The organism is Geobacillus sp. Sah69, from assembly GCF_001414205.1.
In the GTDB taxonomy this organism is placed as follows: domain Bacteria; phylum Bacillota; class Bacilli; order Bacillales; family Anoxybacillaceae; genus Geobacillus; species Geobacillus stearothermophilus.
Genome location: NZ_LLKS01000007.1, coordinates 1 through 22079 on the forward strand (window position 1 = coordinate 1; position 22079 = coordinate 22079).

Annotated in this window: 40 protein-coding genes and 1 pseudogene; 35 read left to right on the top strand and 6 right to left on the bottom strand. The window is 46.3% G+C overall.

Annotated features, from left to right (window positions below; all coding sequences use genetic code 11):
- Positions 1-356: 356 nt before the first annotated feature.
- Positions 357-530 carry a hypothetical protein gene (locus tag AP057_RS17345; protein WP_196762638.1) on the top strand — a complete coding sequence of 58 codons (174 nt, stop codon included), beginning with the start codon at positions 357-359 and terminating at the stop codon, positions 528-530.
- A 27-nt stretch (positions 531-557) separates the two neighbouring features.
- Positions 558-722 (top strand): annotated as a pseudogene (locus AP057_RS16840) (sporulation protein YhbH); the annotation flags it as partial.
- On the opposite strand, the gene AP057_RS00625 reads toward AP057_RS16840, so the two are convergent.
- The 5 genes from AP057_RS00625 to AP057_RS00645 all read right to left on the bottom strand — a co-directional run bounded on the left by AP057_RS00625 (position 719) and on the right by AP057_RS00645 (position 5773).
- Positions 719-2272, bottom strand: coding sequence for a recombinase family protein (locus AP057_RS00625; protein WP_055357810.1), 1554 nt, complete (start codon positions 2270-2272; stop codon positions 719-721). The pseudogene AP057_RS16840 and the gene AP057_RS00625 sit on opposite strands and share 4 nt — an antisense overlap.
- A 122-nt stretch (positions 2273-2394) precedes the next feature.
- Positions 2395-3081 carry an ImmA/IrrE family metallo-endopeptidase gene (locus AP057_RS00630; RefSeq protein WP_082432180.1) on the bottom strand — a complete coding sequence of 229 codons (687 nt, stop codon included), beginning with the start codon at positions 3079-3081 and terminating at the stop codon, positions 2395-2397.
- 137 nt (positions 3082-3218) lie between these two features.
- Complete coding sequence (locus AP057_RS00635; RefSeq protein WP_023634363.1) at positions 3219-4133, bottom strand: BRCT domain-containing protein; 915 nt, start codon at positions 4131-4133, stop codon at positions 3219-3221.
- A gap of 85 nt (positions 4134-4218) precedes the next feature.
- On the bottom strand, positions 4219-5382 hold the full coding sequence (locus tag AP057_RS00640; protein ID WP_055357811.1) for a 3'-5' exonuclease: 1164 nt from the start codon (positions 5380-5382) through the stop codon (positions 4219-4221).
- 28 nt (positions 5383-5410) lie between these two features.
- Entirely contained in the window at positions 5411-5773 is a 363-nt protein-coding gene (locus tag AP057_RS00645; RefSeq protein ID WP_055357812.1) for a helix-turn-helix domain-containing protein, read from the bottom strand.
- A gap of 176 nt (positions 5774-5949) precedes the next feature.
- Here AP057_RS00645 and AP057_RS00650 point away from each other — a divergent pair, with 176 nt between their 5' ends.
- Together AP057_RS00650 and AP057_RS00655 are read left to right on the top strand one after the other, a co-directional pair.
- A complete protein-coding gene (locus AP057_RS00650) occupies positions 5950-6195 on the top strand; it encodes a helix-turn-helix transcriptional regulator (protein WP_174520111.1) in 246 nt (81 codons plus the stop codon).
- A gap of 47 nt (positions 6196-6242) precedes the next feature.
- A complete protein-coding gene (locus AP057_RS00655; protein ID WP_047752237.1) occupies positions 6243-6539 on the top strand; it encodes a hypothetical protein in 297 nt (98 codons plus the stop codon).
- On the opposite strand, the gene AP057_RS00660 is transcribed toward AP057_RS00655, so the two are convergent.
- Positions 6517-7005, bottom strand: a complete 489-nt coding sequence (locus tag AP057_RS00660) for a hypothetical protein (RefSeq protein ID WP_055357813.1) — start codon at positions 7003-7005, stop codon at positions 6517-6519. The two genes, AP057_RS00655 and AP057_RS00660, sit on opposite strands and share 23 nt — an antisense overlap.
- A 69-nt stretch (positions 7006-7074) precedes the next feature.
- On the opposite strand from AP057_RS00660, the gene AP057_RS00665 reads away from it, so the two are divergent.
- From AP057_RS00665 to AP057_RS00800, 31 genes are all read left to right on the top strand, one after another.
- Positions 7075-7269, top strand: coding sequence for a hypothetical protein (locus AP057_RS00665; RefSeq protein WP_055357814.1), 195 nt, complete (start codon positions 7075-7077; stop codon positions 7267-7269).
- Between the two features lie 62 nt (positions 7270-7331).
- On the top strand, positions 7332-7559 hold the full coding sequence (locus AP057_RS00670) for a hypothetical protein (RefSeq protein ID WP_055357815.1): 228 nt from the start codon (positions 7332-7334) through the stop codon (positions 7557-7559).
- Complete coding sequence (locus tag AP057_RS00675) at positions 7546-8067, top strand: helix-turn-helix transcriptional regulator (RefSeq protein ID WP_011230010.1); 522 nt, start codon at positions 7546-7548, stop codon at positions 8065-8067. The genes AP057_RS00670 and AP057_RS00675 overlap by 14 nt, the downstream gene beginning before the upstream one ends.
- A 17-nt stretch (positions 8068-8084) precedes the next feature.
- Entirely contained in the window at positions 8085-8264 is a 180-nt protein-coding gene (locus AP057_RS00680) for a hypothetical protein (RefSeq protein ID WP_128738873.1), read from the top strand.
- The gene (locus AP057_RS17350) at positions 8264-8431 is read left to right on the top strand and encodes a hypothetical protein (RefSeq protein WP_167346103.1); all 168 of its coding nucleotides are present in this window, start codon (positions 8264-8266) and stop codon (positions 8429-8431) included. The genes AP057_RS00680 and AP057_RS17350 overlap by 1 nt, the downstream gene beginning before the upstream one ends.
- 248 nt (positions 8432-8679) lie before the next feature.
- Positions 8680-8934 (top strand): hypothetical protein, encoded by a 255-nt coding sequence (locus AP057_RS00685; RefSeq protein ID WP_223812668.1) that lies wholly within the window; start codon positions 8680-8682, stop codon positions 8932-8934.
- Positions 8931-9326, top strand: coding sequence for a hypothetical protein (locus AP057_RS00690; protein ID WP_042381986.1), 396 nt, complete (start codon positions 8931-8933; stop codon positions 9324-9326). The genes AP057_RS00685 and AP057_RS00690 overlap by 4 nt, the downstream gene beginning before the upstream one ends.
- A complete protein-coding gene (locus AP057_RS00695; protein WP_023634373.1) occupies positions 9316-9543 on the top strand; it encodes a hypothetical protein in 228 nt (75 codons plus the stop codon). The genes AP057_RS00690 and AP057_RS00695 overlap by 11 nt, the downstream gene beginning before the upstream one ends.
- Before the next feature lie 48 nt (positions 9544-9591).
- Positions 9592-10575 carry a DnaD domain-containing protein gene (locus tag AP057_RS00700; protein WP_055357816.1) on the top strand — a complete coding sequence of 328 codons (984 nt, stop codon included), beginning with the start codon at positions 9592-9594 and terminating at the stop codon, positions 10573-10575.
- 232 nt (positions 10576-10807) lie between these two features.
- Entirely contained in the window at positions 10808-10996 is a 189-nt protein-coding gene (locus AP057_RS15850) for a Fur-regulated basic protein FbpA (RefSeq protein WP_074044209.1), read from the top strand.
- Between the two features lie 68 nt (positions 10997-11064).
- The gene (locus AP057_RS17355) at positions 11065-11226 is read left to right on the top strand and encodes a hypothetical protein (protein WP_167346104.1); all 162 of its coding nucleotides are present in this window, start codon (positions 11065-11067) and stop codon (positions 11224-11226) included.
- On the top strand, positions 11223-11780 hold the full coding sequence (locus AP057_RS00710) for a dUTP diphosphatase (protein ID WP_055357817.1): 558 nt from the start codon (positions 11223-11225) through the stop codon (positions 11778-11780). Before AP057_RS17355 ends, AP057_RS00710 begins: the two co-directional genes overlap by 4 nt.
- A 15-nt stretch (positions 11781-11795) precedes the next feature.
- Positions 11796-12065, top strand: a complete 270-nt coding sequence (locus tag AP057_RS00715) for a hypothetical protein (RefSeq protein ID WP_055357818.1) — start codon at positions 11796-11798, stop codon at positions 12063-12065.
- Positions 12055-12315 (top strand): hypothetical protein, encoded by a 261-nt coding sequence (locus AP057_RS00720; RefSeq protein ID WP_055357819.1) that lies wholly within the window; start codon positions 12055-12057, stop codon positions 12313-12315. Before AP057_RS00715 ends, AP057_RS00720 begins: the two co-directional genes overlap by 11 nt.
- 310 nt (positions 12316-12625) lie before the next feature.
- Complete coding sequence (locus AP057_RS00725) at positions 12626-12832, top strand: XtrA/YqaO family protein (RefSeq protein ID WP_255350123.1); 207 nt, start codon at positions 12626-12628, stop codon at positions 12830-12832.
- A gap of 2 nt (positions 12833-12834) precedes the next feature.
- Positions 12835-13062 carry a hypothetical protein gene (locus AP057_RS00730; RefSeq protein ID WP_233499931.1) on the top strand — a complete coding sequence of 76 codons (228 nt, stop codon included), beginning with the start codon at positions 12835-12837 and terminating at the stop codon, positions 13060-13062.
- A gap of 42 nt (positions 13063-13104) precedes the next feature.
- On the top strand, positions 13105-13353 hold the full coding sequence (locus AP057_RS00735; RefSeq protein WP_055357820.1) for a hypothetical protein: 249 nt from the start codon (positions 13105-13107) through the stop codon (positions 13351-13353).
- Positions 13354-13408: 55 nt separating this feature from the next.
- On the top strand, positions 13409-13657 hold the full coding sequence (locus tag AP057_RS00740) for a hypothetical protein (protein ID WP_033016628.1): 249 nt from the start codon (positions 13409-13411) through the stop codon (positions 13655-13657).
- Positions 13658-13695: 38 nt separating this feature from the next.
- Positions 13696-14436 (top strand): BRO family protein, encoded by a 741-nt coding sequence (locus tag AP057_RS00745; protein ID WP_055357821.1) that lies wholly within the window; start codon positions 13696-13698, stop codon positions 14434-14436.
- Positions 14437-14552: 116 nt separating this feature from the next.
- Positions 14553-14747, top strand: coding sequence for a hypothetical protein (locus AP057_RS00750; protein WP_055357846.1), 195 nt, complete (start codon positions 14553-14555; stop codon positions 14745-14747).
- A 23-nt stretch (positions 14748-14770) separates the two neighbouring features.
- A complete protein-coding gene (locus AP057_RS00755) occupies positions 14771-15211 on the top strand; it encodes an ArpU family phage packaging/lysis transcriptional regulator (protein WP_041467824.1) in 441 nt (146 codons plus the stop codon).
- Positions 15208-15750, top strand: coding sequence for a site-specific integrase (locus tag AP057_RS00760; RefSeq protein WP_044736642.1), 543 nt, complete (start codon positions 15208-15210; stop codon positions 15748-15750). The genes AP057_RS00755 and AP057_RS00760 overlap by 4 nt, the downstream gene beginning before the upstream one ends.
- 144 nt (positions 15751-15894) lie before the next feature.
- Positions 15895-16188, top strand: a complete 294-nt coding sequence (locus tag AP057_RS00765; protein ID WP_025950449.1) for a hypothetical protein — start codon at positions 15895-15897, stop codon at positions 16186-16188.
- A gap of 293 nt (positions 16189-16481) precedes the next feature.
- Positions 16482-17072 carry an NYN domain-containing protein gene (locus AP057_RS00770; protein WP_055357822.1) on the top strand — a complete coding sequence of 197 codons (591 nt, stop codon included), beginning with the start codon at positions 16482-16484 and terminating at the stop codon, positions 17070-17072.
- A gap of 38 nt (positions 17073-17110) precedes the next feature.
- Positions 17111-17260: a hypothetical protein gene (locus tag AP057_RS17240; protein WP_161804315.1), complete on the top strand. Its 150-nt coding sequence runs from the start codon at positions 17111-17113 to the stop codon at positions 17258-17260.
- A gap of 19 nt (positions 17261-17279) precedes the next feature.
- The gene (locus AP057_RS00775; protein ID WP_055357823.1) at positions 17280-17678 is read left to right on the top strand and encodes an HNH endonuclease; all 399 of its coding nucleotides are present in this window, start codon (positions 17280-17282) and stop codon (positions 17676-17678) included.
- A 121-nt stretch (positions 17679-17799) separates the two neighbouring features.
- Complete coding sequence (locus AP057_RS00780) at positions 17800-18294, top strand: phage terminase small subunit P27 family (RefSeq protein ID WP_055357824.1); 495 nt, start codon at positions 17800-17802, stop codon at positions 18292-18294.
- Positions 18291-20018 (top strand): terminase large subunit, encoded by a 1728-nt coding sequence (locus AP057_RS00785; protein ID WP_055357825.1) that lies wholly within the window; start codon positions 18291-18293, stop codon positions 20016-20018. Before AP057_RS00780 ends, AP057_RS00785 begins: the two co-directional genes overlap by 4 nt.
- A 4-nt stretch (positions 20019-20022) precedes the next feature.
- The gene (locus AP057_RS00790; protein ID WP_055357826.1) at positions 20023-20208 is read left to right on the top strand and encodes a hypothetical protein; all 186 of its coding nucleotides are present in this window, start codon (positions 20023-20025) and stop codon (positions 20206-20208) included.
- A gap of 16 nt (positions 20209-20224) precedes the next feature.
- Positions 20225-21514: a phage portal protein gene (locus AP057_RS00795; RefSeq protein WP_055357827.1), complete on the top strand. Its 1290-nt coding sequence runs from the start codon at positions 20225-20227 to the stop codon at positions 21512-21514.
- A complete protein-coding gene (locus tag AP057_RS00800; protein WP_152968848.1) occupies positions 21456-22076 on the top strand; it encodes an HK97 family phage prohead protease in 621 nt (206 codons plus the stop codon). Before AP057_RS00795 ends, AP057_RS00800 begins: the two co-directional genes overlap by 59 nt.
- Positions 22077-22079 lie beyond the last annotated feature (3 nt).

The following is a 22079-nucleotide window of genomic DNA, read 5'->3' on the forward strand; positions in this document are numbered from 1 at the left end:
CTTTCGTATAGTGCGATATACCGGCTTAGTTTTTCCTCGAGTGCCAACGCACTTTTTACACTGAAAAAATGATCGAGGAAAAACTAAGCCGGTATATCGCACTATACGAAAGCGGGCTGATCGCCGAAGAACCTTGGCAGCCGGCGGGGAAGGTGATCTTTCCATATATCCTTATCCTCTCGGATACAAGGTATGCTCTAAATCGTCAATATCCTTTCCGGGTTTTCCAGGCGCCGTCGTTTCTGGGGTTCTTGCGGTCATTGAAACAGCCTCAACAGTAGCAGTCGCTCTACTCTGACATAAAGGTTGCTGGTGCGCGATTGAAACTACGGGATCAATGAGGAGGGGAAACTGCGATGGATAAATTAATAGTAAAACTGCTGGTTCTACACGCTTTTGTCGCTGACCAACGGAACGAATATGCTAAAATGGAAACAGAGGATGTTGTGGAACAGGCTTTTGCAGAGGGAATCGTCGCAGCGTGCGAGTTTTTTGAAGAGGCCTTGGAGCATATGATGGATTATAGATAGCGCGTCCGGTGTGTATAGGGTGTATAAGTGTATCAGTACAACCGTTCACCCTCTACCCTCATGCGGGCATACGGCAACATGAAACACGAGAAATTCAGGTACTATATTTTAAAGCAAAAGTCCGATGTGTTCCAGGCATTGAAACATTTCTTTTCCGCAGAAAAAAAGGAGGCCGTCGCCTCTAGATCCTAGATCCTAGGATAAAGCTGAATGGTAAACTGGTCCTTTTTCGTCCATTCCGGTTTTCTTAGGTATGTCGCTTTCTCAAGCACCGACTTGAGAAGGCGATTTTTCTTTTCTACGTCATCTGTGAGGCGGTAGGCGTCGAGCACCTTCTTGACTGTCGGGATGTACTCGTTGATGTTTTTTTCTTTTAGCTGTTCTTTGGCGATTTCTTCCCGCAATTGATCGATTTCCTCTTGGGTTTTCTTGATCCGGCTGACGATCGTTTGCTGGCGTTCCAAGAACGTCTCGATCGTATAGACGCCTCGCTCTAGCAAGTCGTGCAGGGTGTCCTTTTGTTTATGGAGCTCTCGGAGCTCTTTTTCTTTTTTCTCAACGGCCTTTTGCTTTAGCGGGATGACTGAACGCTGCTCTTTCCGTGCGAACGTATCCTCTTGCACCTCGAACTGGTCGACGAACTCGGCGAGAGATTGCAAGATTTTCTCCTCGACGAGTGGCAGAAGCGCACCCTTTTGCACGCCTTTGCATTTCGGGTTTGGACAGCGCACCAGCGGATGAGGACGGTCTTTGCGTGGCTGATACCACATCGTATAGCCGCAGAGTTCGCATTTCAACAACCCGGCCAGCGGGTTAGCCAGCGGTTTGCTTTCTACCGTAGAAGGGCGCCAGCGGCTCCGATACGCTTTGTTGGCGGCTTCCCAGAGTTCCCTGGACACGAGGGGCTCATGGGCATTCTCTTTGACATACCAGCGCTCTCTCGGCATTTTCTTGCGCTTATACCTGCCGTTTTGTTTAATGTATTTCACCTTGCCCCAGATGATGTGGCCGAGATACACCTCGTTTTTGATAATGGCGCTGATCGTCGAAGGAGACCAAAAGGATCGCTTTTCATCGGGCGGTTTCACTCCAAGTCGATCCAGCTCAGCGGCGATCGCCTGGCGTCCGTGTCCGTCGCGCATCATCTCAAAGATTTTTACCACAACCCATGACGTTTCCGGATCCGGGTATAGCTTGAGATTTTCGTCGCGAAGATAGCCGTACGGCGGCTTTTTTGAAATGGAGCGTCCTTTCGCAGCCGAGTCACGCCGGCCACCTTGGAGGCGCTTCGTAATGACTTTGAGCTCTTCGCGTGACACGATGGATTTCACACCGAAGACGAGCTCCCACGTCTCGCTTTCCGGGTCATATATTTCCGTCGGGGTGATAATTTTCGTCCCGGAATAGCGAAAAGCGCGGTCTAAAATCCCCTGATCGAGCATATCCCCTCGGCCGAGGCGGTCAATGTCCATGACAAGCACCGCGTCAGCGATTCCCGTTTCCAGCTCGCGCAGAAGTTTTTTGATTTCCGAACGCTCAGCGATGGACTCGCCGGACACAATCTCTTCGAAGATGCCGAGGATATTGTGGCCTTCTTTACGCGCCACGGCCAGCAAGTTATCCCGATGCCGTTGCAATGTATCGTATGACGCGCCGGACTCAGCGGCTTTTTTCTCTTCTTCGATGTCCTTGCGACTTTTACGCAGGTAGATAAAAACATCCAAGTTTCTCGGCCTATACATAAAACCACCTCTGACCTGGAATAGAACTCGCTATCACCATGTATGCAAAAAAAGAGGCAAATATGCGGACTAGCCGTATTTTATGTGATTCATTCATTCTGTGGCGGTATAATTCATGATTTTTAGTTGTTCCTTTGGTCCATCTGCTGTAAATAACGAATGATTTCTTGCTGTTCTTCATCCGTTAAATCTCCGTCAATAAATAGAGATCCAACATGTGACGCAGCATACTCACGAAGTAAGCGGAGATTATTCTCGGCATCACGGCCGACAGCGGCGGCAACCGGTTCAGCGACTTGCATATATCCGAAAAGCGCCTCATAAAACCGGTAGCTTTCCCATTGCTCCTTAAAGCGATCCCAGCGCCGTTTAGCGAACAGCGGCTCCACACTAAACGTTTCGCTCAGTACATAGATGATTTCCTTTTCTGTGTGCGGAAGCTCAAGCTCAAGCAGCATAAACGTCGGCACACAAAAGTGCAGCGCAAAATTCGTCGCCTGGGCTTCTTGTAGCTGTACGAGGGAAGGGGGAAGTAGCATTTGATTTCCCGCATGGCGCAATACATGCCCAAGCTCATGGCCAAACTCTTGCCATTGTTGTTGGCGACTGAGGCGGCGGTCGATGATGATGCTGTACACTCCGTTCCGTTCGATCGCTGTGCTTCGGATATCGGCAAAATGCAGCCAGACGTTCAACTTTGCGGCAATGTCGATCATATCGAGCTGACCAGGCTCTATGATAGCCAAATGGTCGTACAATTCGTGAATATATTGTTCCAGTGGGGTGAATTGGTATGATGAGAATTTCATGGGAATCACCTCACTTTTATTATAGGAACATGTGTTTGGTAAGGCAATAGAAAAAGAAAAAAGCCCCTAAAAAGGGGCTCAATGATCCGGAAATAATTATTTCTAATCGAAAAACTTAGGGTAGAATAAAATATCTCTCAAATGAGCACCTCATCCCAAAAATCATTTTCGTGTACGATAACGATTGGCGTGCCTTTTTTCCTTAATTCAATGGCTTTCTCAACTTTCCGCCCATAGCAAGCGAACGCCCAGCAAGGATTGCCGTTGCCTCCCACGATGAGGTAGTTGGTACTCTTAGTGACATTGTCGTTGAATATTCCGCCCATCTCTTGAATGATGCGGGCAATCTCGTTGCGTGTAGCCCTGTGAGAGGCACCGGTAAAGGAGAACACTTTATTTTCGAATATGATTTCTGGATTAACAGCGCATATGCCACTGATTGAGTATTGGCTTTGTAGGAATTTTACGTCTAATTCATGAATGTTGCGGGATACCTTTGTATCAATAAAAGTGGTAAAAAAGGCTTTTAGCAAGTTTTTCTCGTCTTCGCTGATCATCCCGTCTTGCTTTACACTTACCAGCAGGCTATGGATCTCGTCAAAGGGATATGTTCCTCTTAAAAAGTCATGGTCATCGATCCAAATGGACAGTTGTTCAATTTCCATGTCATTCAAAACGTTGTCTGCCATGATGCCGTGGAGAATCCCGTGTAGCTGCTGTATAGATGATGTGATGACATCATAATAGCTGTTAAAATCGTTCTCATTAATAATGTTGTTGCAAAGCCACAGAATATCCTCAAGCTCTTCTTCTTCCAATTTGTTATCCAGCAAAGCTTGGTCAATTAACGGGATAATCTCGTTAAAAGGCGCTTTTTTTGCAAATCGTCTATGTAGGTTACACCAATGAATGAGCTCTGTGATCTCTTTTTCGTTAGTGATGTTATCGGAACGGATCCCATGGATAATTCCGATCAGAGAGTTGATGGACTTGTGCAACTCGGCTTTTGAGGCGAACTTGCGATAGTCTTCAATTTCTTTGAACTTGCTCATTTTCTCTCCCCCATTTCATACAAGAATAAAAAAGACATCAAGCCACATGGCGGTGATGTCTTTTCCTGCTGCATATCCGTATAGTTTATAGACTCAAATAATCCTCGATGACTTTTTCAGCTTTACCGACATACTTTCGATAGTCTTCTAATGATTTTAAAGCCTTATCAAAATCTTTAACAATCAGCGGAGATAAGGGCAATAAATCATCAGGAGTTCGAATCAAAATGCGTGTTTGTCCTGATTCGTTTTTCGAAGCTGGCTCACAAACAACGCCAGGACACAGCTCGATGATTTCTTGTTCTAATCGTTTGGAGAGCAAGTATTTCTTTTTGCCTGTTAACTTGATTCGGGCAAACGAGTAAAACGCTTGTATGTCCAAGTAAGTCGATGTTCGAGAATAACGAACAAGACTAGTGTCACGGTTATGATCACTTAATATGCGCAGAACAATGTCATAAGCTCTTTTTTCATCATCGGAAAGACGAAATTTTTCCTCTCTCCGTTTTTGGCATGTTCGATAAACAGCGGCACAAGTCAAACAATCATCCAACGCGTGATGTGAACTCACCTCTAATTGTAACCACTGTTTCAGTGTTTCCAGCTGATGATTGGGCGTCTCCGGTATGTATTTTCTAGCCAGTGTTAGCGTGTCAATGACGGGGTTGTTTGGCTTTTCTATTCCTAGCCGTCGAGCGTTGCTTAATAAAAACTTCATGTCAAAAGGAGCATTGTGAGCGATCAGTACATCATCCTTTAGGAATTGGATGAAATCCGGGAAGATCTCTTCAATTGTAGGAGCATCTTTCACATCTTCATCTGTGATCCCCGTAATGTCCGTTATTTTAGATGGAATGGATCTTCTTGGGTTAACAAACGAAATAAAGTGTTCGGTGGGCTCATGATTCCGAAATCGTATTGCCCCTATTTGGATAATAGCGTCTTTCTCTGCGTTTAATCCTGTTGTTTCAAAATCTAAAACTACGTAGTCGTCAGGAGTAAGCGTCGCCTTTTGATAATTGTAATGGCCGTTTGAAGACGGCTCTGCTTTCCCATTTGGGTGGGTTGATGAGGGAAAGCCATATTCGACAGTTACGGATATCGGCGCGGAGTAAACTCCTGTACTGTTGTGATCTTCAGAAGAGAATTTCGTGTCATCTGTGTTGCCGAGATTATTTTTATTAACTGGAGTAACAACATCCTGTTTCTGTTTCGCTTTTTTCCCAAAAAGGCGTTGAAAAATCCCCATTGTTTCCTCTCCCCTAAAAGTAACAAGCTCATTTATCTTTTGTCTTCCGATCCCCCTCGCTCTTGAGGATCTCCCATATCTTCAGTAATTGCTCCCGCCGTTCCTCCGGCGCTTCGGCCAATTCCTTGAAGAACAGCCCCAGCCCGGGATCCTTGAGCTCCTCCGGAATGTCATCCTGCTCGGACGGGTTCGGATGGTCAGTCCGGCCGAGGAGGTAGTCGGTGGTGACGTTGAAAAACTCGGCCAGTTTATTAATTGTATCGATGTCCGGTTGACTTTGGCCGTTTTCGTATTTTGAGTAACCTTGTCTAGTGATGCCCAATAAATCGGCCATATCTTGGTGGGTTAATTTTCTTTGCAATCTCAATGCTTTGAGTCTCTTGGGGAACATCGAAAATCCCTCTTTTCGCTCATCTATAAACAATTATAATGCAACATATTGTTGCCACAAATAAAAATAGTGGGAAGGAAACTAAAAATTTCTTTTTGGTATTGACAGCAACTTTTTGTTGCGTATAATTTAAATTAGATGAGCAACTTTTGGTTGCTGTGAGGTGGTGATAGATAGTGACCAAAGAACAACTTAGGGATATGTTAATTAAGGCCAGAGAAGCCAAACAATTAACTCAAGAACAGGTTGTGTCCCTGTCTGGAGCAAACATCACAAGGCAGTACTATAGTATGATTGAAAATGGAGATAGGAGACCATCTGTTGACGTGGCAAAAAAAATCGCGCCTGTCCTTGGGATAAGTTGGACAATTTTTTTTGAAACAGAAGGTAACCAAAAGTTGCGTAAAACAGGATCATCATAAGAAGTTTTCAAAAACATATCCCCTTGCCCGCAAAGGAGGTGAGACGGATGACGGATCAAGAGCAAACGTTCATTGAGTTGCTCAGGAAAAACATTCAGTTAGGCAAGTTTTTACCGACCCCTGAAGAGATCGAAAAGATGGATGAACACGAATTCACCAGCTGGATCGAAAGAGCAGCGATCGAAATCCCTAAAAGAAAAGTGGCGAGAAATCCACTCTTTCACTTGAAAGAGCAGATTTCTCAAATCCTTGCTGACGAAAACAAATCAGAGATCGAAAAAGAAGAAGCGATTTACGATCGCATCAGATGGTACTGGAAACTTATTCTTCGGCAATCCGAATAAGAGAAACTAATTTAAGTTTTTCGTTCCCTAAGTAAATAAAGGGTAAACTTCCGTCACCGTTAAGTGATCGGGCATTAAACAAACAAGGCGAAAGCGGGCTGTCTTCATCGGCAATATCAGCTTTAGCTAAGATGTTGACCAAAGTTTCAAAAAGCAAAGGCAAATCACGGAGACGCTCAAAGGGATTACTCCCAAAAGGATGACGACGAAATGGTTCGATTGCAGCCAAATAAGACTGCCAAATCTTTTTCACCATATTAGGTGCATTAGGGCTGTCAATGTAAAATGTATGTTTCTCAATAGCACCTATGCCGTCAATGAAGTGCTGATAAAGGGCATTTCCGTCCAATCGAACAAAATCGCCGTACCAGTATTGGCCATTAAGTTCAATAACCAATTTGAAGTGATCTCCGACAACCTTTTTTAGTAAGCAATCCAAAGCTTGCAATTGCTGAACAGAGTACATGTTATCACCCCCTTCCCGTTGCCATCATTCGACAGGAGGGAAGGAAAATCCTTCAAGGCAGGTGACAGCATGAACACCATTCACGATCAATGGGCTATGGCCGAGCTGAAGCATCGGCTGCTGGTGATCATCATGCAACTGAAGGATGACCCGGCATTTACGAAAGACGACGCGGCGCTGGAGATCGCCAAGGTGCTCGATTGGCTGAACGAAACAGCGCCGGCCGTCGATTATCAAACAATGGTTAGACAGTATGCGAGGTGAAGCGAATGTCATCAAATGCCCCTCATGCTCCGCATAAACATGAACAAAGGGGGAATGCGGGCATGAAGGAATTCAAATACGGCAACACGACGGTGATCGTTCACTCCCCATTGGTACTCATGAGCCCAGAGGAGCGAAAGAAATGGTTTGAGCAAGAATGGCAAAAAGGAAATCCGATCCTGCGACAAATCGCCGAGGCGGTGCTGGATTGCTGCCGTTCTATGGATACTGTACCACAAAGTCTCAAGGATGATGGTAGAAAGGGGAGCAGGGAGGATGAAACGCGGTAGAGCGGCTGATGCGGTGAAAGAGGCGCGGCAGAAAACAGGGATGACGCAGCAACAGCTGTCGTTTGAAATCTACGAATCTCGTGAATCCGTATCGCACCAGGAAAATGGGCGGTACCGGGTGCAGCCGAACATATCGAAATATTTCGCCGAAAAGCATAACAACCCGTGGGTGGCACTGGAGGCAGCCGCCGAGTACACCGGATGGGGGCCGGTGAAGCTCGATGGGGATGCGGTTGACCTTCACCGGGCGAGCGTGACGATGAAAACGCGTGAGGAGCTCACAGAAGCCCTCGAGGCGATCGAAAGCGTCTGCGTGGCGAACCATCCGCGGTCGATTCGAGAGTTTGACAAGCAGCGCTTGGAAGAGGCAATGATGCAGGCGATCGACGCGATCGTGGCGCTGACCCAATACGTAGCGGTTATCTGCATGGATTACGGCTTTTCCTGGTGGAAAATGTGGCAAAAGCATCGTGCGAAACTGCAAGCGAAAGGATTCATTCGACAATGACAAAGGAGGAAAAAACAGTGTTTAAACTGCCGAATTTAGCAGAAATGACGGATGTTGAGGCTATCCATTGGTATACAAGTGAAGTTGTGCGGCTTTCAAAAGAGCGAAAACTCAATAGCGAATATGGGAAAGCACTGCTCGGGTGGAAAAAGAAAATGAACGAACGCCTGGAAAAATCGAGAAAGGAGTGGTGGTAATGTACGTGGTATGGGTAGCCAGTTCATTAATGACAGCCCGAGAAGTTCGGGAGGTATGCGCCGAGTTGCGCAATCATCCGGAGTTGATCGAAGCCATTGAGCAAGAAGCCAAAGCAAAGCTTGTCAGCATGAAAGAAGCAGCAAGCCAAACGCTCACTGCTTCCTAAAAAACCAGCCCTATCCCAAACATATCATGTTGCCAACCAAAAGGCAAGCTCATGCTTGCCGACTGGAGTACAGGCGGCGGGTGTGCCCCCAGCCCGCAAGCGCTTGTGCTTCAGTCGGTGCGCATGAGCGCCGGCCAGGCCGAGCGAGAGCGGGCGACGATCCGAAAGGGGAGCCGCGCCACAATACATGTATGGTCATTGCGACGACGCCTGGAGATCATAACGAAGGAGGAATGGCGGTGATCCATATGATCGTTTACCAAGAGGCGGATTTGCGGCAAAAGGCATCAAGATGCATCGAGTACATACAGGAAGCGCTGCAAAACCGCGACTATGAAACGATGGCGATTGAAATATCCGAGTTGCAGTATTTAGTCAGACAGCTGCAAGAACTTGAACGAAAAGAAGCCCGGCGTCAGCAGTTGTTGAGCATTATACGAGATATGCAACGACGCGGCATTCAAATTGATTTTGTGAAGCTGGGAGAGGAGCGGAATGCGTGAATAAGCTCGATAAACATGAGAAAAGGCACATTCGGTTGCAAATCTGCGAACTTCTTGATTCGCATTGCCGCACATGCCCGGAACGGATCAAATATCGAAGCACCGTATGTTTGCAAGTTTGCCCGGTCAGCCAGGAGATGCGGCAACTGGCCGCCCTTCTTGAGGGTGATTCTCCGGCCGATCCCCAACCTAGAGAACCGGTTGTGGAACAGGCGCAGAACACACAAAAGCGAAAGGGACGGTGGTCGGCAGAGGAAGTGTTCTACCTTTGGCATCATCGCAAGGTATTGACGATTGATGAGCTCGCAAATCGGCTCAATCGAGAACCAAAAGCCGTCTATGAGAAGTTGAAACAACTGTTGCAAAAAGGCGGCATCTCTGATGCTGGTTGAGAAAGGAGGGCCGGAAGCTCCCATTCTACGATATGCTTCCAAGGCGAAGAATATGCTATTTGAAGTGGAATTTGTCGTGAAGGAAAACGGCCATTTCGAGACGATCCAAACAGCACTCGTCTACGCGCTCACTGTAACCGAGTGCCGGCGGATCGCCGATGAAATGGCCTCCGAGTTCGAAGTTGACGGGATTCAGTTTTTTATTTCAGAACTCTAGTTTTTATCATGCCATAGCAAAACAGCTTTTTCAAGGGGAGGGGATGACATGGCAACCTTGCTTTTAGACGATCAACCGTTGGTCATTTTGCCACAACTAGCCGTGGCGATCGGGCTGAACGAAAGCATCGTCGTGCAGCAGTTGCATTATTGGCTCGAAAAAAGCGAAAACGTCCATGACGGCTATAAATGGGTCTATAACACGTACGAGGACTGGCAGGAGCAATTCCCGTTCTGGTCCGAGAGCACGATTCGGCGGATCATCACCAAACTCGAAAAGATCGGGATCATCGTCGCGGCGAATTTCAACCGTTCTAAGATCGACAAAACGAAATGGTACCGGATCGACTATGACAAACTGGCCGAATTGACAACGCCGTCCAATCAAAGTGAACAGACGACTGCTCAAAATGACGCCTCGACTGCTCAAAATGAACAGACGACTGACGAAATCGTCAGTCCATCTGCTCAAAATGAACAGTCCATCTGTTCAAGTTGGACAGACGAGCTGCTCAATTTGAACAGACCAATACCAGAGAATCCTACAGAGATTACTACAGAGAAAAAAGAAGAAGTAGAAGAAGACGCGCGCGCGCATTCCTTCCGGGATATTATTCAATTCGTTGAACAAAACGGCTTTGGCACGGTTGGCAGCTACATAGGGGAAAAGATCGTCTCCTGGGTGGACGATACGTCCGAGGAATTAGTGTTAGAGGCGCTTAAAATTGCTGTAGAGAACGGAGCCAAAACGTGGAAATATGTCGAGACCATTTTACGCGACTGGTTCGAAAAAGGCTATCGCACCGTTGACCAGGTGAGAGCGGCACAATTGGCGTTTCGGGAGCAACAACTGAAACGTAAAGCCTCAACTGTTTCCGACGGCGGCCGAAAGATGCGGACCCCAGTAGTGCGCACCGAGATCGTACCGGACTGGCTGAAGATGGACTATAGCCAACCGGAGGATGACGACTTTGACGTCGAACAGGCGCGCCGAGAGCTTGAGGAACGTCTGAAAAAATACAGAGATGGGTGATCGTCGTGGGATACCCGATATGGATCCGATTGGAGTATCGGAATGAGGTTGGATCGGTGATCGGTTTGACGGCCAGCGTATGCTCGGAGGCGGATTTTCTCAATATCCTTGAGCACTGTGGCATCACAAGAACCAATTTGCTGACGGTGAAAATCAATAACAAAGACTACACTGTGTCACGCCTGGATGCGCTATTTACAAAGCTCCAAACGAGTGGGAGGTTATCGGTTTGATGTTGCTGAAATACGCACTCATTCAGCACTTGCGCCGGAAAGGCATCTTTTCTGCTAGCGATGGCCGGGCGCTCTCAAAACTGACCACAGAAGAGATTCAACGTGAATACGAACGGGTGAGAGGTGATCAATCACATGGATTGGTCCAAGGCGACCGTACAGCAACTGGTGACCATCATTCGCTTTGAAGAGTGCCCGGAAATATATAAGCATCGGGCGTGGCAAGAAATGAAACAACGATTAGGGGGAAGAGACCATGAAAAAACAACGTCAATCACTGCATGGACCAGTGAAAATCAGCTATCTCACGCCGGAAGAACTGGAAGCGTACCGAAACCGTCCGCGCAAATACTACGATGACGACAACCGACGAATCATTGACTGGCGCTGGCCGAGATCAAGGGGGACACGGCGATGAAACTGAAAAGACTATTCAAGCTGCAGAGGGAGTTAGACGAACGCATTGTGAAAGAGAAAGGACTTAGCGGGCAGGATTTGTTGCCAAACAAGGTTTTAGCTCTGCAAGTGGAACTTGGCGAGCTGGCGAACGAGTGGCAGATGTTCAAGTATTGGAAGGGAGATCCTCGACCAAGAACTGCATCACTCCGCAATCCAGCGGTGATGATGCCTGAGGATCAAGAATGGTATAACCCACTGCTTGAGGAGTACGTGGACTGCCTTCACTTTGCATTATCGATCGGTATCGATACAGGCAATGATGATCTTACGTTTGTTATGCCAAATACAGACTCAGACATTATATACACATTTATTGAACTCAATGCAATAGCGGCAGAACTGTTAGATCGCCACTCAATGGGAATGCTTGTGGATACAGATATTTTGTACATTGACCTGCTTGAAAAGTTATTTGGATTAGGAAAACAGCTTGGTTTCACATTTGATCAAATTGAGGCTGAATATCTCCGTAAAAACGCAATCAACCATCACCGCCAGGAATGCGGATATTGAGAGGTGGCGACTACAATGGATGCTCAGCACTGGCTGGATGAGCTCAACAAAAACCAAATCCTCCGCAATGTGCAAAAGCTGCTCGAGACACAGACTGAAAAAGGGATTCAGAAATATGGAACGACTGTGACTCCAGCGCATTATACGTTCCCTGAATGGTTGGAGCATTTGCAGCAAGAAATGATCGATGCCGTCGTGTATTGCGAGGTGTTGAAGTTTAAATATGCGCACTTAATAACGCTTGAAAAGCTAAATAGGGAAAGGAGAGAACGGAATGAACGATAAAGAGCTGTTGCAGAAGATAAAAAACGTTAGAACAGCCGTGAAGGAGATTTACGGAAATGTCAACACCATCACATACCCTATTTATATGGTTGATTGGCTTATTGAACAAGCGAAGAAAGCGGAACGGTATGAGAAGGCGTTGCGAGAAATTGCTAATGAGCAAGAAGTCGGAGAAGGCGACTTCAATGCTGACGATGTTGCCAACAACCTAATAGCCACTGCCAAAGAGGCATTGGAGGGAACCGAATGATCTATTTCAGCAAGAAATGATCGATGCCGTCGTATATTGCGAGGTGTTGAAGTTTAAATATGCGCACTTAATAACGCTTGAAAAGCTAAATTCGGATGTGAATATTGAATGAAGCGTCGTAAGCGGAAGGCCAAATGGTATTTGTTATATCGCAGAGAAAACCATGATGCAGTTTATGTGTATGAGCCGTTGCGAAAATGTGAGCTGCGAAGCAGGATTCGGCGCGGGTGGAAAGTGATCGAATGAAACAAAAAAGCCGGGATCCCTCCCGACAGCCTCAACATCATTATATCACAGCGGAGGGATCCAAGTGAGAAGAGCGCAAGAATTGCAGATTGATATAGATAACATGACGGTTTCACATCCCGTTGTACCTGGCAAAGTGATTGTGATTATTGTTGATGGGGTGCAAGGTAAGGCGAAAGTAGCAGAAGCAGTTGAGCATGGATATACGATTATCGAAACAGCGAAAGGCAAGACAGCACGGATCAAGTATGAGGAAAGCGAGCTGTTCTAAGGATGAAAATGATTGTCCTGCCACCAATATCAGAGGACGATGCATTGGAGCTGGCGGAATATCTCAATGTTGCGATCGCCTATATAGGAGATCCAGACAGCTCTGGTTTATATCAGTTGTTTCATTTTCTACGTGAAAAGTGCCAGGAGATCGAGGATGAACGCTGGCGCAACGATCCGAGAAACTGGGGAGCTTGCTGTCCTTGGCCGGATGATGATTTTCCGTTTTAAGGAAACACAAGAGTAATTATTGTTTCGTTGGGAGAAGAAAAAATGAACAAACTTCCTTGGAACAAAACAATACCACGACAAATGGCTATCGATGATTTTTCAGGGGAAGGGGTTAAATGTCCATATTGCGGACAATACAAACAGCTCTTAGTTAGCATTGTTCTTGCAGAGGGGATGGACTATATCTGCGAAGAATGTAGAAAACATGAAACATTAGCGGATTTATTTAGACCGCCTTCGCAAAAGGAATTTGCGAAAAGAATCAAATCGGCATTGGAGGAAACAAAATAAGCATTGTGTTTCATAGTGGACTTCTAATGTGAAGTGTAGAAAAGGGAGATGAACAATGAAAACTATCGCTATTGATATAAGGGAAAGTGTGTTTGATAACGAAACAGAAGCTATCATGTACGTGACAAAAGATGATGAAGTTGAACCATCACAGTATATATTTGCTATTCCATCCATTTCGTTTTCATGGAGCGCGAAAGATGAAAGTGAATTAAAAAGTTTTTTTCCATTTAATTTGTTTGGTGATAAGGAAAAAGAAAAGAGATTACTTAACGAAATGAAAAAAGCCATTCGTGCGTTTTAGACACATAATGCGCAGTAAATAAAGGAGGGAGAGAACGGATGAATCATCTGCAGCAGGTGTTTAATTACAGCGGTAGCCAGGTGCGGACGATTGTAAAAGACGGAGAAGTGTGGTTTGTGGCTAAGGATGTTTGCGAAATTCTTGATATTTCTGACGCGCGAAAAGCAGTTCAGAGGCTCGATGAGGATGAGCGGAGTTTAATTCCGGTCACCGATTCGCTGGGAAGAAAACAAGAAACATTCATTGTGAATGAGCCTGGTTTATACACGCTCATTTTAGGAAGTCGCAAATCAGAGGCTAAACAGTTTAAGCGATGGGTCACACATGAAGTCATCCCCACCATCAGGAAAACGGGCGGATACGTAGCGAACGATGATTTGTTCGTGGAGACCTATTTAAAACATGCGGATGAACAGACGAAATTGTTATTCCGCGCTACATTAGAAACAGTCCGAAAACAAAATGAACAGATTGCGGCGATGCAACCGAAAGCTGACTACTTTGACGCGCTCGTTGATCGTCGGTTGTTGACAAACTTTAGAGATACGGCCAAGGAGTTGAAAATCAAACCCAAGGCTTTTATCGATTGGCTGCTAGAGAAAAAGTATATATATCGAGACCAAAAAGGAAAGTTGAAGCCATATGCTCAATACGTGCCGTCTCTCTTTGAATTGAAGGAATGGGAACGAAATGGACGAGCTGATGTTCAAACGCTTGTGACGCCGAAGGGACGAGAAACGTTCCGAATCTTGTTACAAAAGGCAGCCGTTTTGATATAATGGAATCAAAACCAAATATGTCCAAGACCGAGAGCGTGAGGACACTGATGATGCAGGGAGATCCCTGTATGATTGGTGTCCTCTTTTCTTTTGCGATGAAAGGGGAGGGAAAACGGATGCGCACCATGCAGGATCAAATGCAAAAATGGATCAAGGCTAACAATATGACCTATCGGCCAGAGCGGAACCGGAAAGAACGGAAGCATAAACGGAACAAGGAGCGGATGACGGAGCGGGAGATTAAGGAGCTGATGGGCGTCTGCCGTCCGGTGTATCGGCGCGGCAAAGGCGGCGCATTTCGCCAGCGATAGGAGGGAGAACGTTGAGAGAGTTCATGCTTCCGGAGATTGATCGCGCGGCTACTAAAAGGGCGGTGGAGGCGGCGTTGGAGAAATACCGGGTCTACCTGCTGACGCTTCGGCTGGATGAAATGCCAAGGGTCACGCAGTGTTACTCGCTTGTGCCTACATCGTCCAATCAGTTTCGCTCCTCAACAGAAAGCATCGCAATCCGTAACGTCGATTATGAGCGGGAGCGGGAAGAGTATATCCGGCGGATCACCAGTGCAGTAAATCGCCTAAGCAAATGGGAGCGTGCCATTATTGTCCGACGATATATGTCGTTTGAAGATGTCTACGACTATGAAGTGTATCCTGAGCTTGGCATGAGTGAACGGAAGTATTACCGGCTGAAATCGAGAGCATTTTACAAGCTCGCCTTTGCTTTAAAAATCGAAGTGTATCGCGAGGAAAAAAGCGAGGTGACTCTATCGTGAACTTTGTACAGCCGATTCGCGATCCGGAGAAGATTGCAGCCATGAAGAAATATTTGCTGCAACGAAGCAAACGCAACTACATCCTGTTTGTCCTCGGCATCAACACAGGACTGAGAATATCAGACCTATTGCAATTGAAGAAGGAAGATTTGCTGCAAACACACTTGAAACTGCGGGAGAAGAAGACGAGAAAGGAAAAGAGGATCCGAATTCCGCCGGCTATACGAAAGGAGCTGATCGAGTATGCCAAGACGCTCAAAGATGGTGAGTATGCCTTTCGAAGCCGACAAGGAGGCAACCGGCCTATTGATCGTTCCACGGCCTATCGCATTTTGCGGGAGGCGGCTGAATATGTGTCACTGGATGAAGTAGGGACGCACACGCTCCGAAAGACGTTTGGTTATCATTTTTATCAACAAACCAAAGACGTGGCTATGCTCCAAGAGCTGTTCAACCATTCCAGCCCTCACATTACGCTGAAGTACATTGGCGTCAACCAAGATGCGATGGATAAGGCGATGCTGAAGTATAAAATTTAATTTTTTGCCCTGTAGTACATCATAAAAAAGCGTGTGGTGCACTCATAAAAGAAAAGGTTTTGAGGCTAGAACTATCAAGGGGTTGAGCCATTCGGCGAGTGCATCAGTCTGTAAATTGAAGTGAACTCATTGGAGGGAGAGCAAGTGTTAGTCGAGGAAGCGAAAAAGCAAATTGAATACTTGCAAGAATACATTCGGAAGATCGAAAACTACACGCCCACCACGATGGAAGAGGAAGCCGTCTACTTATATGTGCAGCTGGAAAGTGTCACGAAGGTGGTGCAGGAGCTAAACAAAAAGGGGTACCGGATCGGGAAGCGGAAACTCACGACAGTGGATGTGTCCAACATCATTCGCGGCAAACCAAAAGACGAAATGCACGAGCTGGCTAAGCGAATGTTTATGAAAAACAGGAAACGTGGGAGTCGGCATTGGTGAGATGAAGTTAACATAATAGTGGCAGAAAAAAGGCAGATTTTTGGCGGATTGTTTGGCCGTAAAGGTGATATGATGGTAGCATAGGGCGGGTTGAACCAAAGCCTGAGATTCCCCTTCACCTGACGTCACCCGATCGGGTGGCGTTTTTATGTTGTGGAATTTATCCGAAAGTATCAGAGTTGATATTTGTGAAAGAGTGGACTAAATACTTTTGGTCGTCGAGATTTGTCGAACTAATGATGCAGGAAAATACCTCCTTTTGTCGTATTGAGTAGGCGGAAGGAGATGGTGTTATGTCTAATGTCCATATTTTTTGGGATAATAGCAATATACACATAGTTGGGTTACGAAAAGTGATGCCGATATTCGAACCTAATGAAGATCCTTATTTATTTAGAAGTTTTTTCAAAGGTTTGTTTGAGGTTGCTCATAGAAACAGAAATGTTAAAAGTGCATATGTAGTTGGAAGTATTCCTCCTAAAAACTCAAGCCTATGGTCTCATATCGAATCCTTAGGAATTCATTTGGAGCTTCTTGAGAGAACTGCGAGTAATAAAGAGGCTGGCGTTGACCAAACATTACAAACCTGGATGCTTAGACAAGCATTTGATAATATAGGTTCGAATGATACGTTTGTTGTACTTACCGGTGACGGATCTGGTAGTAAATTGGGTAAAGGATTTTTGGCGGATTTACAACGGATACACAATTTAGGATTTAACTTTGAGGTTATTTCGTGGGAACACGGGACAAATGGAAATCTACAAAAATATGCACAAGAGAAAGGTAAGTTTATATCCCTTGAGAATTTTTATTACAATGTAACTTTTATAAAAGGGAAACGAAGAGCTGATGAAAATATCGATTTTAGCAAAATTAATTAAGCGCCTTTTTGGGCGCTTTTTTATTTGGAGGGAAAACCATGCGGGATTTAAAGGTGAATATAATCTGGCACGTTATCGCTGAGACAGATGGCTGCATGGTTGTTGGCTTTTGTGTTGATGGAAAGCTGGCGTCTATTGTTTCAGGAGAGCCAAATGAGTTGTATGAAAAGCTGAAGCACTTCTTTTAAGACAAGGAGTAGTGACAATATGCCAGCTAAGCCATTGAAACCGTGCGCCGTTCCTGGCTGCCCAAACCTCACACAAGGACGATACTGCGAACAGCACAAGTACAAAGAACAACAAAGCAAAGCAGAACGACATCGGTATTATGATGAACATCTCCGCGATCAAACTGCCCGCGACTTTTACCACAGCAAAGAATGGCAGCGTATTCGACATGCAGCATTGGTTCGTGATCATTATCTGTGCCAGCATTGTCTTGCTAAGCAACGCATCACACCGGCTGACGTGGTGGACCATATTGTGCCGGTGCGGGTTGATTGGTCATTACGCCTATCGTTAGGCAACCTACAGTCACTTTGCAACCCGTGCCACAACAGAAAAACATCCGAGGACAAAAGGAAGTACGGGGAGGGGGCGGGGTAAAAATTTTTCGCCGGGCGGCTCTGGACCGCGCGCCCCCCTCGGCGTGCACAAAGTTCCCTTTTTGGCGTAAAAGGGGGTTGACAGTTTTTGGGCAAAATCTAAATGAAAGGTGGTGTTGAAAATGGGCCGACGTGCGAAGCCGGTTGACTTGATTTTAATTCAGGGGACAAAGCATTTGACGAAAAAGGAAATCGATGCCCGGAAGGAGGCCGAGGCGAAGCTCCGGCCAAATGACGACAAGGTGAGACCGCCAAACTGGCTCGATGATGTGGCAAAGAAGGAGTTCAAGCGGATCGTGAAGGAGCTGAAAGAGATCGGGTTGGTCACAAACGTCGATGTGAATGCTCTTGCCTTGTATTGCGACGCCTATGCCAACTATGTTAAGTGCTCGCAGATCATCGAGGAAGAGGGGCTCATGGTTGAATACACCAATAAAGCGGCGGAGACGAATAAGGTTCCTCACCCTCTCCTCACGAAGAAAAAGCAACTGCACGAGCAAATGAAATCGCTGGCCGTTGAATTTGGATTGACGCCAAGCTCTCGGGCAAAATTGGCCTTGCCAAAAGAGGAGACAAAGCAACCGACACCGTTTGAACAGGAGTTTGGTGATGTATGAGCCTAAAACAATGGCTCATTGACTATTCCCACGATGTCATCGACGGCCGGGTGATCGCCTGCCAGAAACATAAATGGGCATGCATGCGTTTTTTACGGGATATCGAAAGGGAAGGGACTGATGACTTTCCCTATATTTTTGACGAAACGAAAGCGATGCGCTTCCTCAAGTGGATGACGTTATTTAAACACACAAAGGGCGTCTTAAAAGGGCAGCATATCCGTCCTCATGAGATCCAGGTGTTCGTGTTCGGAAATATTTATGGCTGGGTGCATAAGGACACGGACTATCGGCGTTTTAAAAAGGCGTATTGGCAGGTAGGCAGAAAAAACGCAAAGTCGCAAAGTTTGGCTTGCGTAGCCTCATATGAGGCTATGGCATTCGGCGAAAACATGTCGGAAGTATATATCGGCGCGACGAAAACGGAACAGGCAAGGATTGTATGGAAGGAAACCGAAGCTATGTTGGCCGGTTGCCCGGAACTCAAAGGGAAGTACGAAGTGAAATACGGGGCGATCCATCACCCGAAAAGTCGGTCTATTATTCGGCCACTTTCCAAAGAGGATCGGAAGACCGGTGACGGTTTAAACCCGCAATGCGGGATTATCGATGAGTATCACGCCCATGACACGGATGAGATTTACAATATTCTTGACTCCGGTATGATCGCTAGGGCGCAGCCGTTGCTGATGATCATTACGACGGCCGGCGCAAACTTGAACAATCCGTGCTATCGAAGTGAATATCAGTATGTTTCAAAGCTATTAGATCCGAACAGCCCCGTTGAGAACGACCAATATTTCGCGATGGTCAACGAACTGGATAAAGACGAGGACGGAAATTTGATTGACGACATTAAGGATGAAAAAGCATGGCTGAAAGCGAACCCGATTGCGGCTTCCTATCCGGAAGGGATTGAAAATATTCGTGCCAAACTCAAAGAAGCGCTTGAAAAACCGGACAAAATGGATGATTTTTTAACGAAAAACATGAACGTCTGGATCAACAAGCGGGAGCAAGCCTACATCTCGGCCGAACGCTGGGCGGCCTGCGGCGCGGAAAACTTGCCGGATATCAGTGGATTGGATGCGTATGTAGGCGTTGACTTGTCGGCAACGACCGACTTAACGAGCGTTTCTATCGAAATTCCATTGAGTGATGGACGATTTGTCGTGCTGTCCCACTCATTCATACCTGAAGAAAAGCTAGACGAGCGAGTGAAAACCGACAAAATACCATTCGATCAATGGGCTCGTCAAGGATGGATTACCACAACGCCAGGCGCGGTCGTTGATTACACGTTTGTTCGTGAGTATATCAAGGCGATTGCAGAAACACATGGCGTTTCGGTGAAAGAAATATGTTATGACAAATATAATGCACGTCATTTGATGCAGGAACTTGAGGCAGATGGGTTCGTGACAGTAGAAATTCCACAAGGGATTCGCTATTTATCGGAGCCGACAAAGAATTTTCGAACGAAAGTGTTTGAAAAGAAGATTATTCATAACAATAATCCTGTTTTATCGTGGGCAGTCGGCAACGCGGTGACACGAAAAGACGCCCAGGAGAACATTATGCTGGATAAATCGAAGAGCACGGACCGGATCGACCCACTGGCGGCGCTTATTAATGCCCACGCCCGGGCGATGTTTGCGAATGCCGAGTCGGTTGACGTATCAGAATTTGCGACCGATGACTTTTTAGACAGACTGTGGGGTTGATAAAGTGAAGAAATTAAGGAAAATCTTTCGTGATTACGCGGAAGATTTTTTTATTTTCATTGGTCTAATGCTTATCAACATCGCGACGTTCCGATTAAGCGTGACGGCAGGGCTGTATATGCTGGGTTTTTCTTGTTTAGCCGTCGGCATTTTTGCAGCGCTGCATCCACCGAAGCGTTATCCGCCGTGAGGGAGGTGAGAACTGAATGTTTTTCCGACGCGCTTTGGAACGAAGAAGTACGGAATACAGCTTGAACGATCCGGCTCTTTTAGATTTTCTTGGCATTTCTCCAGGTGATGTGAATGTTTACGGAAAAAATGCTTTGAAAGAAGCGACGGTTTACGCCTGTATTAAAATCTTGGCTGAATCGATTTCGAAGCTCCCCTTAAAGATTTATCGAGAGGACGAAAATGGGGTCAATAAAGCGACCAAACACTATTTATATAAGTTGCTAAAGCTCCGTCCCAATCCGTATATGTCGGCATCTGACTTCTCCAAGTGTAATGAAACGCAACGAAACATATATGGAAATGCGTACGTCAACATCGAGACAGATGAAAAGGGCCGGATTGTGGCGTTTTGGCCTATCGATGCGAGCAGAGTACGCATTTGGTTTGACGATGTCGGCCTTTTCAGCAGCAAAAACCACATCTGGTATGAAGTCGATGTCGGAACCGAACGGCGGAAGCTCATGCCAAACGAAATTTTACACTTTAAAAGCAGCATTACGCTCGATGGCATTGTCGGGGTTCCTCCTCTTGATTATTTGCGGGCGACGGTGGAGAATGCGGCGGCGGCCGGACGGTTTATCAATAATTTTTACAAGCAAGGGTTGCAAGTGAAAGGGATCGTTCAGTACGTGGGCGATTTAAACCCAGAAGCGCAGAAGAAATTCAGGGAAAAATTTGAGGAAATGTCATCAGGGCTAAAAAACAGCCATCGGATTGCACTCATGCCGATCGGATATGAGTTCAAACCCATCAGTTTAACGATGTCCGATGCGCAATTTTTAGAAAACACAGAGCTCACGATCCGGCAAATCGCCACAGCGTTTGGGATTAAGATGCACCAGCTCAACGATTTGAGCCGGGCAACTCATACGAATGTAGCTGAACAGCAACGGCAGTTTTACGTGGATACATTGCTGCCGATTTTAACAATGTATGAGCAAGAGATGACGTATAAATTGTTTCTTGACAGTGAAATTGACGCTGGATATTACGTGAAATTCAATGTTGACAGCATGCTTAGAAGCGACATTAAAACGCGTTATGAAGCGTATGGCATCGGAATTGAGAAAGGTTTTATTACGCCGAACGAGGCGAGGGCATTAGAAGAGAAGCCACCTTTACCTGGCGGTGACCAGCTTGTATTTAATGGTAACGTTATTCCATTGACGATGGCCGGCCAACAGTACATGAAAGGAGGTGGTGACAGTGGGCAATCAAGCACTGAAGGAAACAAAGGAAATCCGGGCTCTTCCAGTGAAAATTGAGGTCCGTCAGTCAGGTGAGGAAGAAGAAAAACGCACCATCTCTGGGTCGATCAAGTACAACACGGAAAGCGCGGAGATGCGGGACTGGTGGGGCGACACGTTCGTCGAAGAAATCGCGGCCGGCGCGTTTGATGAAAGCCTAAAAACACGCGGTGTCGTCGGTCTCTGGTCGCATGACACGTCTAAAGTGCTTGGAAGCACGAAAAGTGGGACGTTGCGCCTGGAGAGTACGGAAAAAGAGTTGCGCTTCGAGTTGGACTTGCCGAACACCACAGTCGGCAACGATGCCTGGGAGATGATTAAGCGCGGTGATGTCGATGGTGTATCGTTTGGGATGCGAGTCACAAAAGATAAATGGTCGCAGGTCGATCGCGACGGCAAAAAAATCTACAAACGTTCCATTTTGGATGCGGAACTATATGAAATTTCCCCGGTGGCTTTTCCGGCTTATCCGGCCAATGAAGTGTCTGTCCGGTCGCTTGATGAGTACCGGGAGCAGCAAAAACGCGCCTCAAATGAATACAAAAAACGGAAACTAGCCATCGAGTTAGAGCTGATGTAATCG

Bases quoted from the DNA above. Each gene is read 5' to 3' on its own strand.
- AP057_RS17345 (WP_196762638.1), top strand. From the start codon at position 357: ATGGATAAATTAATAGTAAAACTGCTGGTTCTACACGCTTTTGTCGCT.
- AP057_RS00625 (WP_055357810.1), bottom strand. From the start codon at position 2,272: ATGTATAGGCCGAGAAACTTGGATGTTTTTATCTACCTGCGTAAAAGT.
- AP057_RS00630 (WP_082432180.1), bottom strand. From the start codon at position 3,081: ATGAAATTCTCATCATACCAATTCACCCCACTGGAACAATATATTCAC.
- AP057_RS00635 (WP_023634363.1), bottom strand. From the start codon at position 4,133: ATGAGCAAGTTCAAAGAAATTGAAGACTATCGCAAGTTCGCCTCAAAA.
- AP057_RS00640 (WP_055357811.1), bottom strand. From the start codon at position 5,382: ATGGGGATTTTTCAACGCCTTTTTGGGAAAAAAGCGAAACAGAAACAG.
- AP057_RS00645 (WP_055357812.1), bottom strand. From the start codon at position 5,773: ATGTTCCCCAAGAGACTCAAAGCATTGAGATTGCAAAGAAAATTAACC.
- AP057_RS00655 (WP_047752237.1), top strand. From the start codon at position 6,243: ATGACGGATCAAGAGCAAACGTTCATTGAGTTGCTCAGGAAAAACATT.
- AP057_RS00660 (WP_055357813.1), bottom strand. From the start codon at position 7,005: ATGTACTCTGTTCAGCAATTGCAAGCTTTGGATTGCTTACTAAAAAAG.
- AP057_RS00665 (WP_055357814.1), top strand. From the start codon at position 7,075: ATGAACACCATTCACGATCAATGGGCTATGGCCGAGCTGAAGCATCGG.
- AP057_RS00670 (WP_055357815.1), top strand. From the start codon at position 7,332: ATGAAGGAATTCAAATACGGCAACACGACGGTGATCGTTCACTCCCCA.
- AP057_RS00675 (WP_011230010.1), top strand. From the start codon at position 7,546: ATGAAACGCGGTAGAGCGGCTGATGCGGTGAAAGAGGCGCGGCAGAAA.
- AP057_RS17350 (WP_167346103.1), top strand. From the start codon at position 8,264: ATGTACGTGGTATGGGTAGCCAGTTCATTAATGACAGCCCGAGAAGTT.
- AP057_RS00685 (WP_223812668.1), top strand. From the start codon at position 8,680: ATGATCGTTTACCAAGAGGCGGATTTGCGGCAAAAGGCATCAAGATGC.
- AP057_RS00695 (WP_023634373.1), top strand. From the start codon at position 9,316: ATGCTGGTTGAGAAAGGAGGGCCGGAAGCTCCCATTCTACGATATGCT.
- AP057_RS00700 (WP_055357816.1), top strand. From the start codon at position 9,592: ATGGCAACCTTGCTTTTAGACGATCAACCGTTGGTCATTTTGCCACAA.
- AP057_RS15850 (WP_074044209.1), top strand. From the start codon at position 10,808: ATGTTGCTGAAATACGCACTCATTCAGCACTTGCGCCGGAAAGGCATC.
- AP057_RS17355 (WP_167346104.1), top strand. From the start codon at position 11,065: ATGAAAAAACAACGTCAATCACTGCATGGACCAGTGAAAATCAGCTAT.
- AP057_RS00710 (WP_055357817.1), top strand. From the start codon at position 11,223: ATGAAACTGAAAAGACTATTCAAGCTGCAGAGGGAGTTAGACGAACGC.
- AP057_RS00715 (WP_055357818.1), top strand. From the start codon at position 11,796: ATGGATGCTCAGCACTGGCTGGATGAGCTCAACAAAAACCAAATCCTC.
- AP057_RS00720 (WP_055357819.1), top strand. From the start codon at position 12,055: ATGAACGATAAAGAGCTGTTGCAGAAGATAAAAAACGTTAGAACAGCC.
- AP057_RS00730 (WP_233499931.1), top strand. From the start codon at position 12,835: ATGAAAATGATTGTCCTGCCACCAATATCAGAGGACGATGCATTGGAG.
- AP057_RS00735 (WP_055357820.1), top strand. From the start codon at position 13,105: ATGAACAAACTTCCTTGGAACAAAACAATACCACGACAAATGGCTATC.
- AP057_RS00740 (WP_033016628.1), top strand. From the start codon at position 13,409: ATGAAAACTATCGCTATTGATATAAGGGAAAGTGTGTTTGATAACGAA.
- AP057_RS00745 (WP_055357821.1), top strand. From the start codon at position 13,696: ATGAATCATCTGCAGCAGGTGTTTAATTACAGCGGTAGCCAGGTGCGG.
- AP057_RS00750 (WP_055357846.1), top strand. From the start codon at position 14,553: ATGCGCACCATGCAGGATCAAATGCAAAAATGGATCAAGGCTAACAAT.
- AP057_RS00755 (WP_041467824.1), top strand. From the start codon at position 14,771: ATGCTTCCGGAGATTGATCGCGCGGCTACTAAAAGGGCGGTGGAGGCG.
- AP057_RS00770 (WP_055357822.1), top strand. From the start codon at position 16,482: ATGTCTAATGTCCATATTTTTTGGGATAATAGCAATATACACATAGTT.
- AP057_RS17240 (WP_161804315.1), top strand. From the start codon at position 17,111: ATGCGGGATTTAAAGGTGAATATAATCTGGCACGTTATCGCTGAGACA.
- AP057_RS00775 (WP_055357823.1), top strand. From the start codon at position 17,280: ATGCCAGCTAAGCCATTGAAACCGTGCGCCGTTCCTGGCTGCCCAAAC.
- AP057_RS00780 (WP_055357824.1), top strand. From the start codon at position 17,800: ATGGGCCGACGTGCGAAGCCGGTTGACTTGATTTTAATTCAGGGGACA.
- AP057_RS00785 (WP_055357825.1), top strand. From the start codon at position 18,291: ATGAGCCTAAAACAATGGCTCATTGACTATTCCCACGATGTCATCGAC.
- AP057_RS00795 (WP_055357827.1), top strand. From the start codon at position 20,225: ATGTTTTTCCGACGCGCTTTGGAACGAAGAAGTACGGAATACAGCTTG.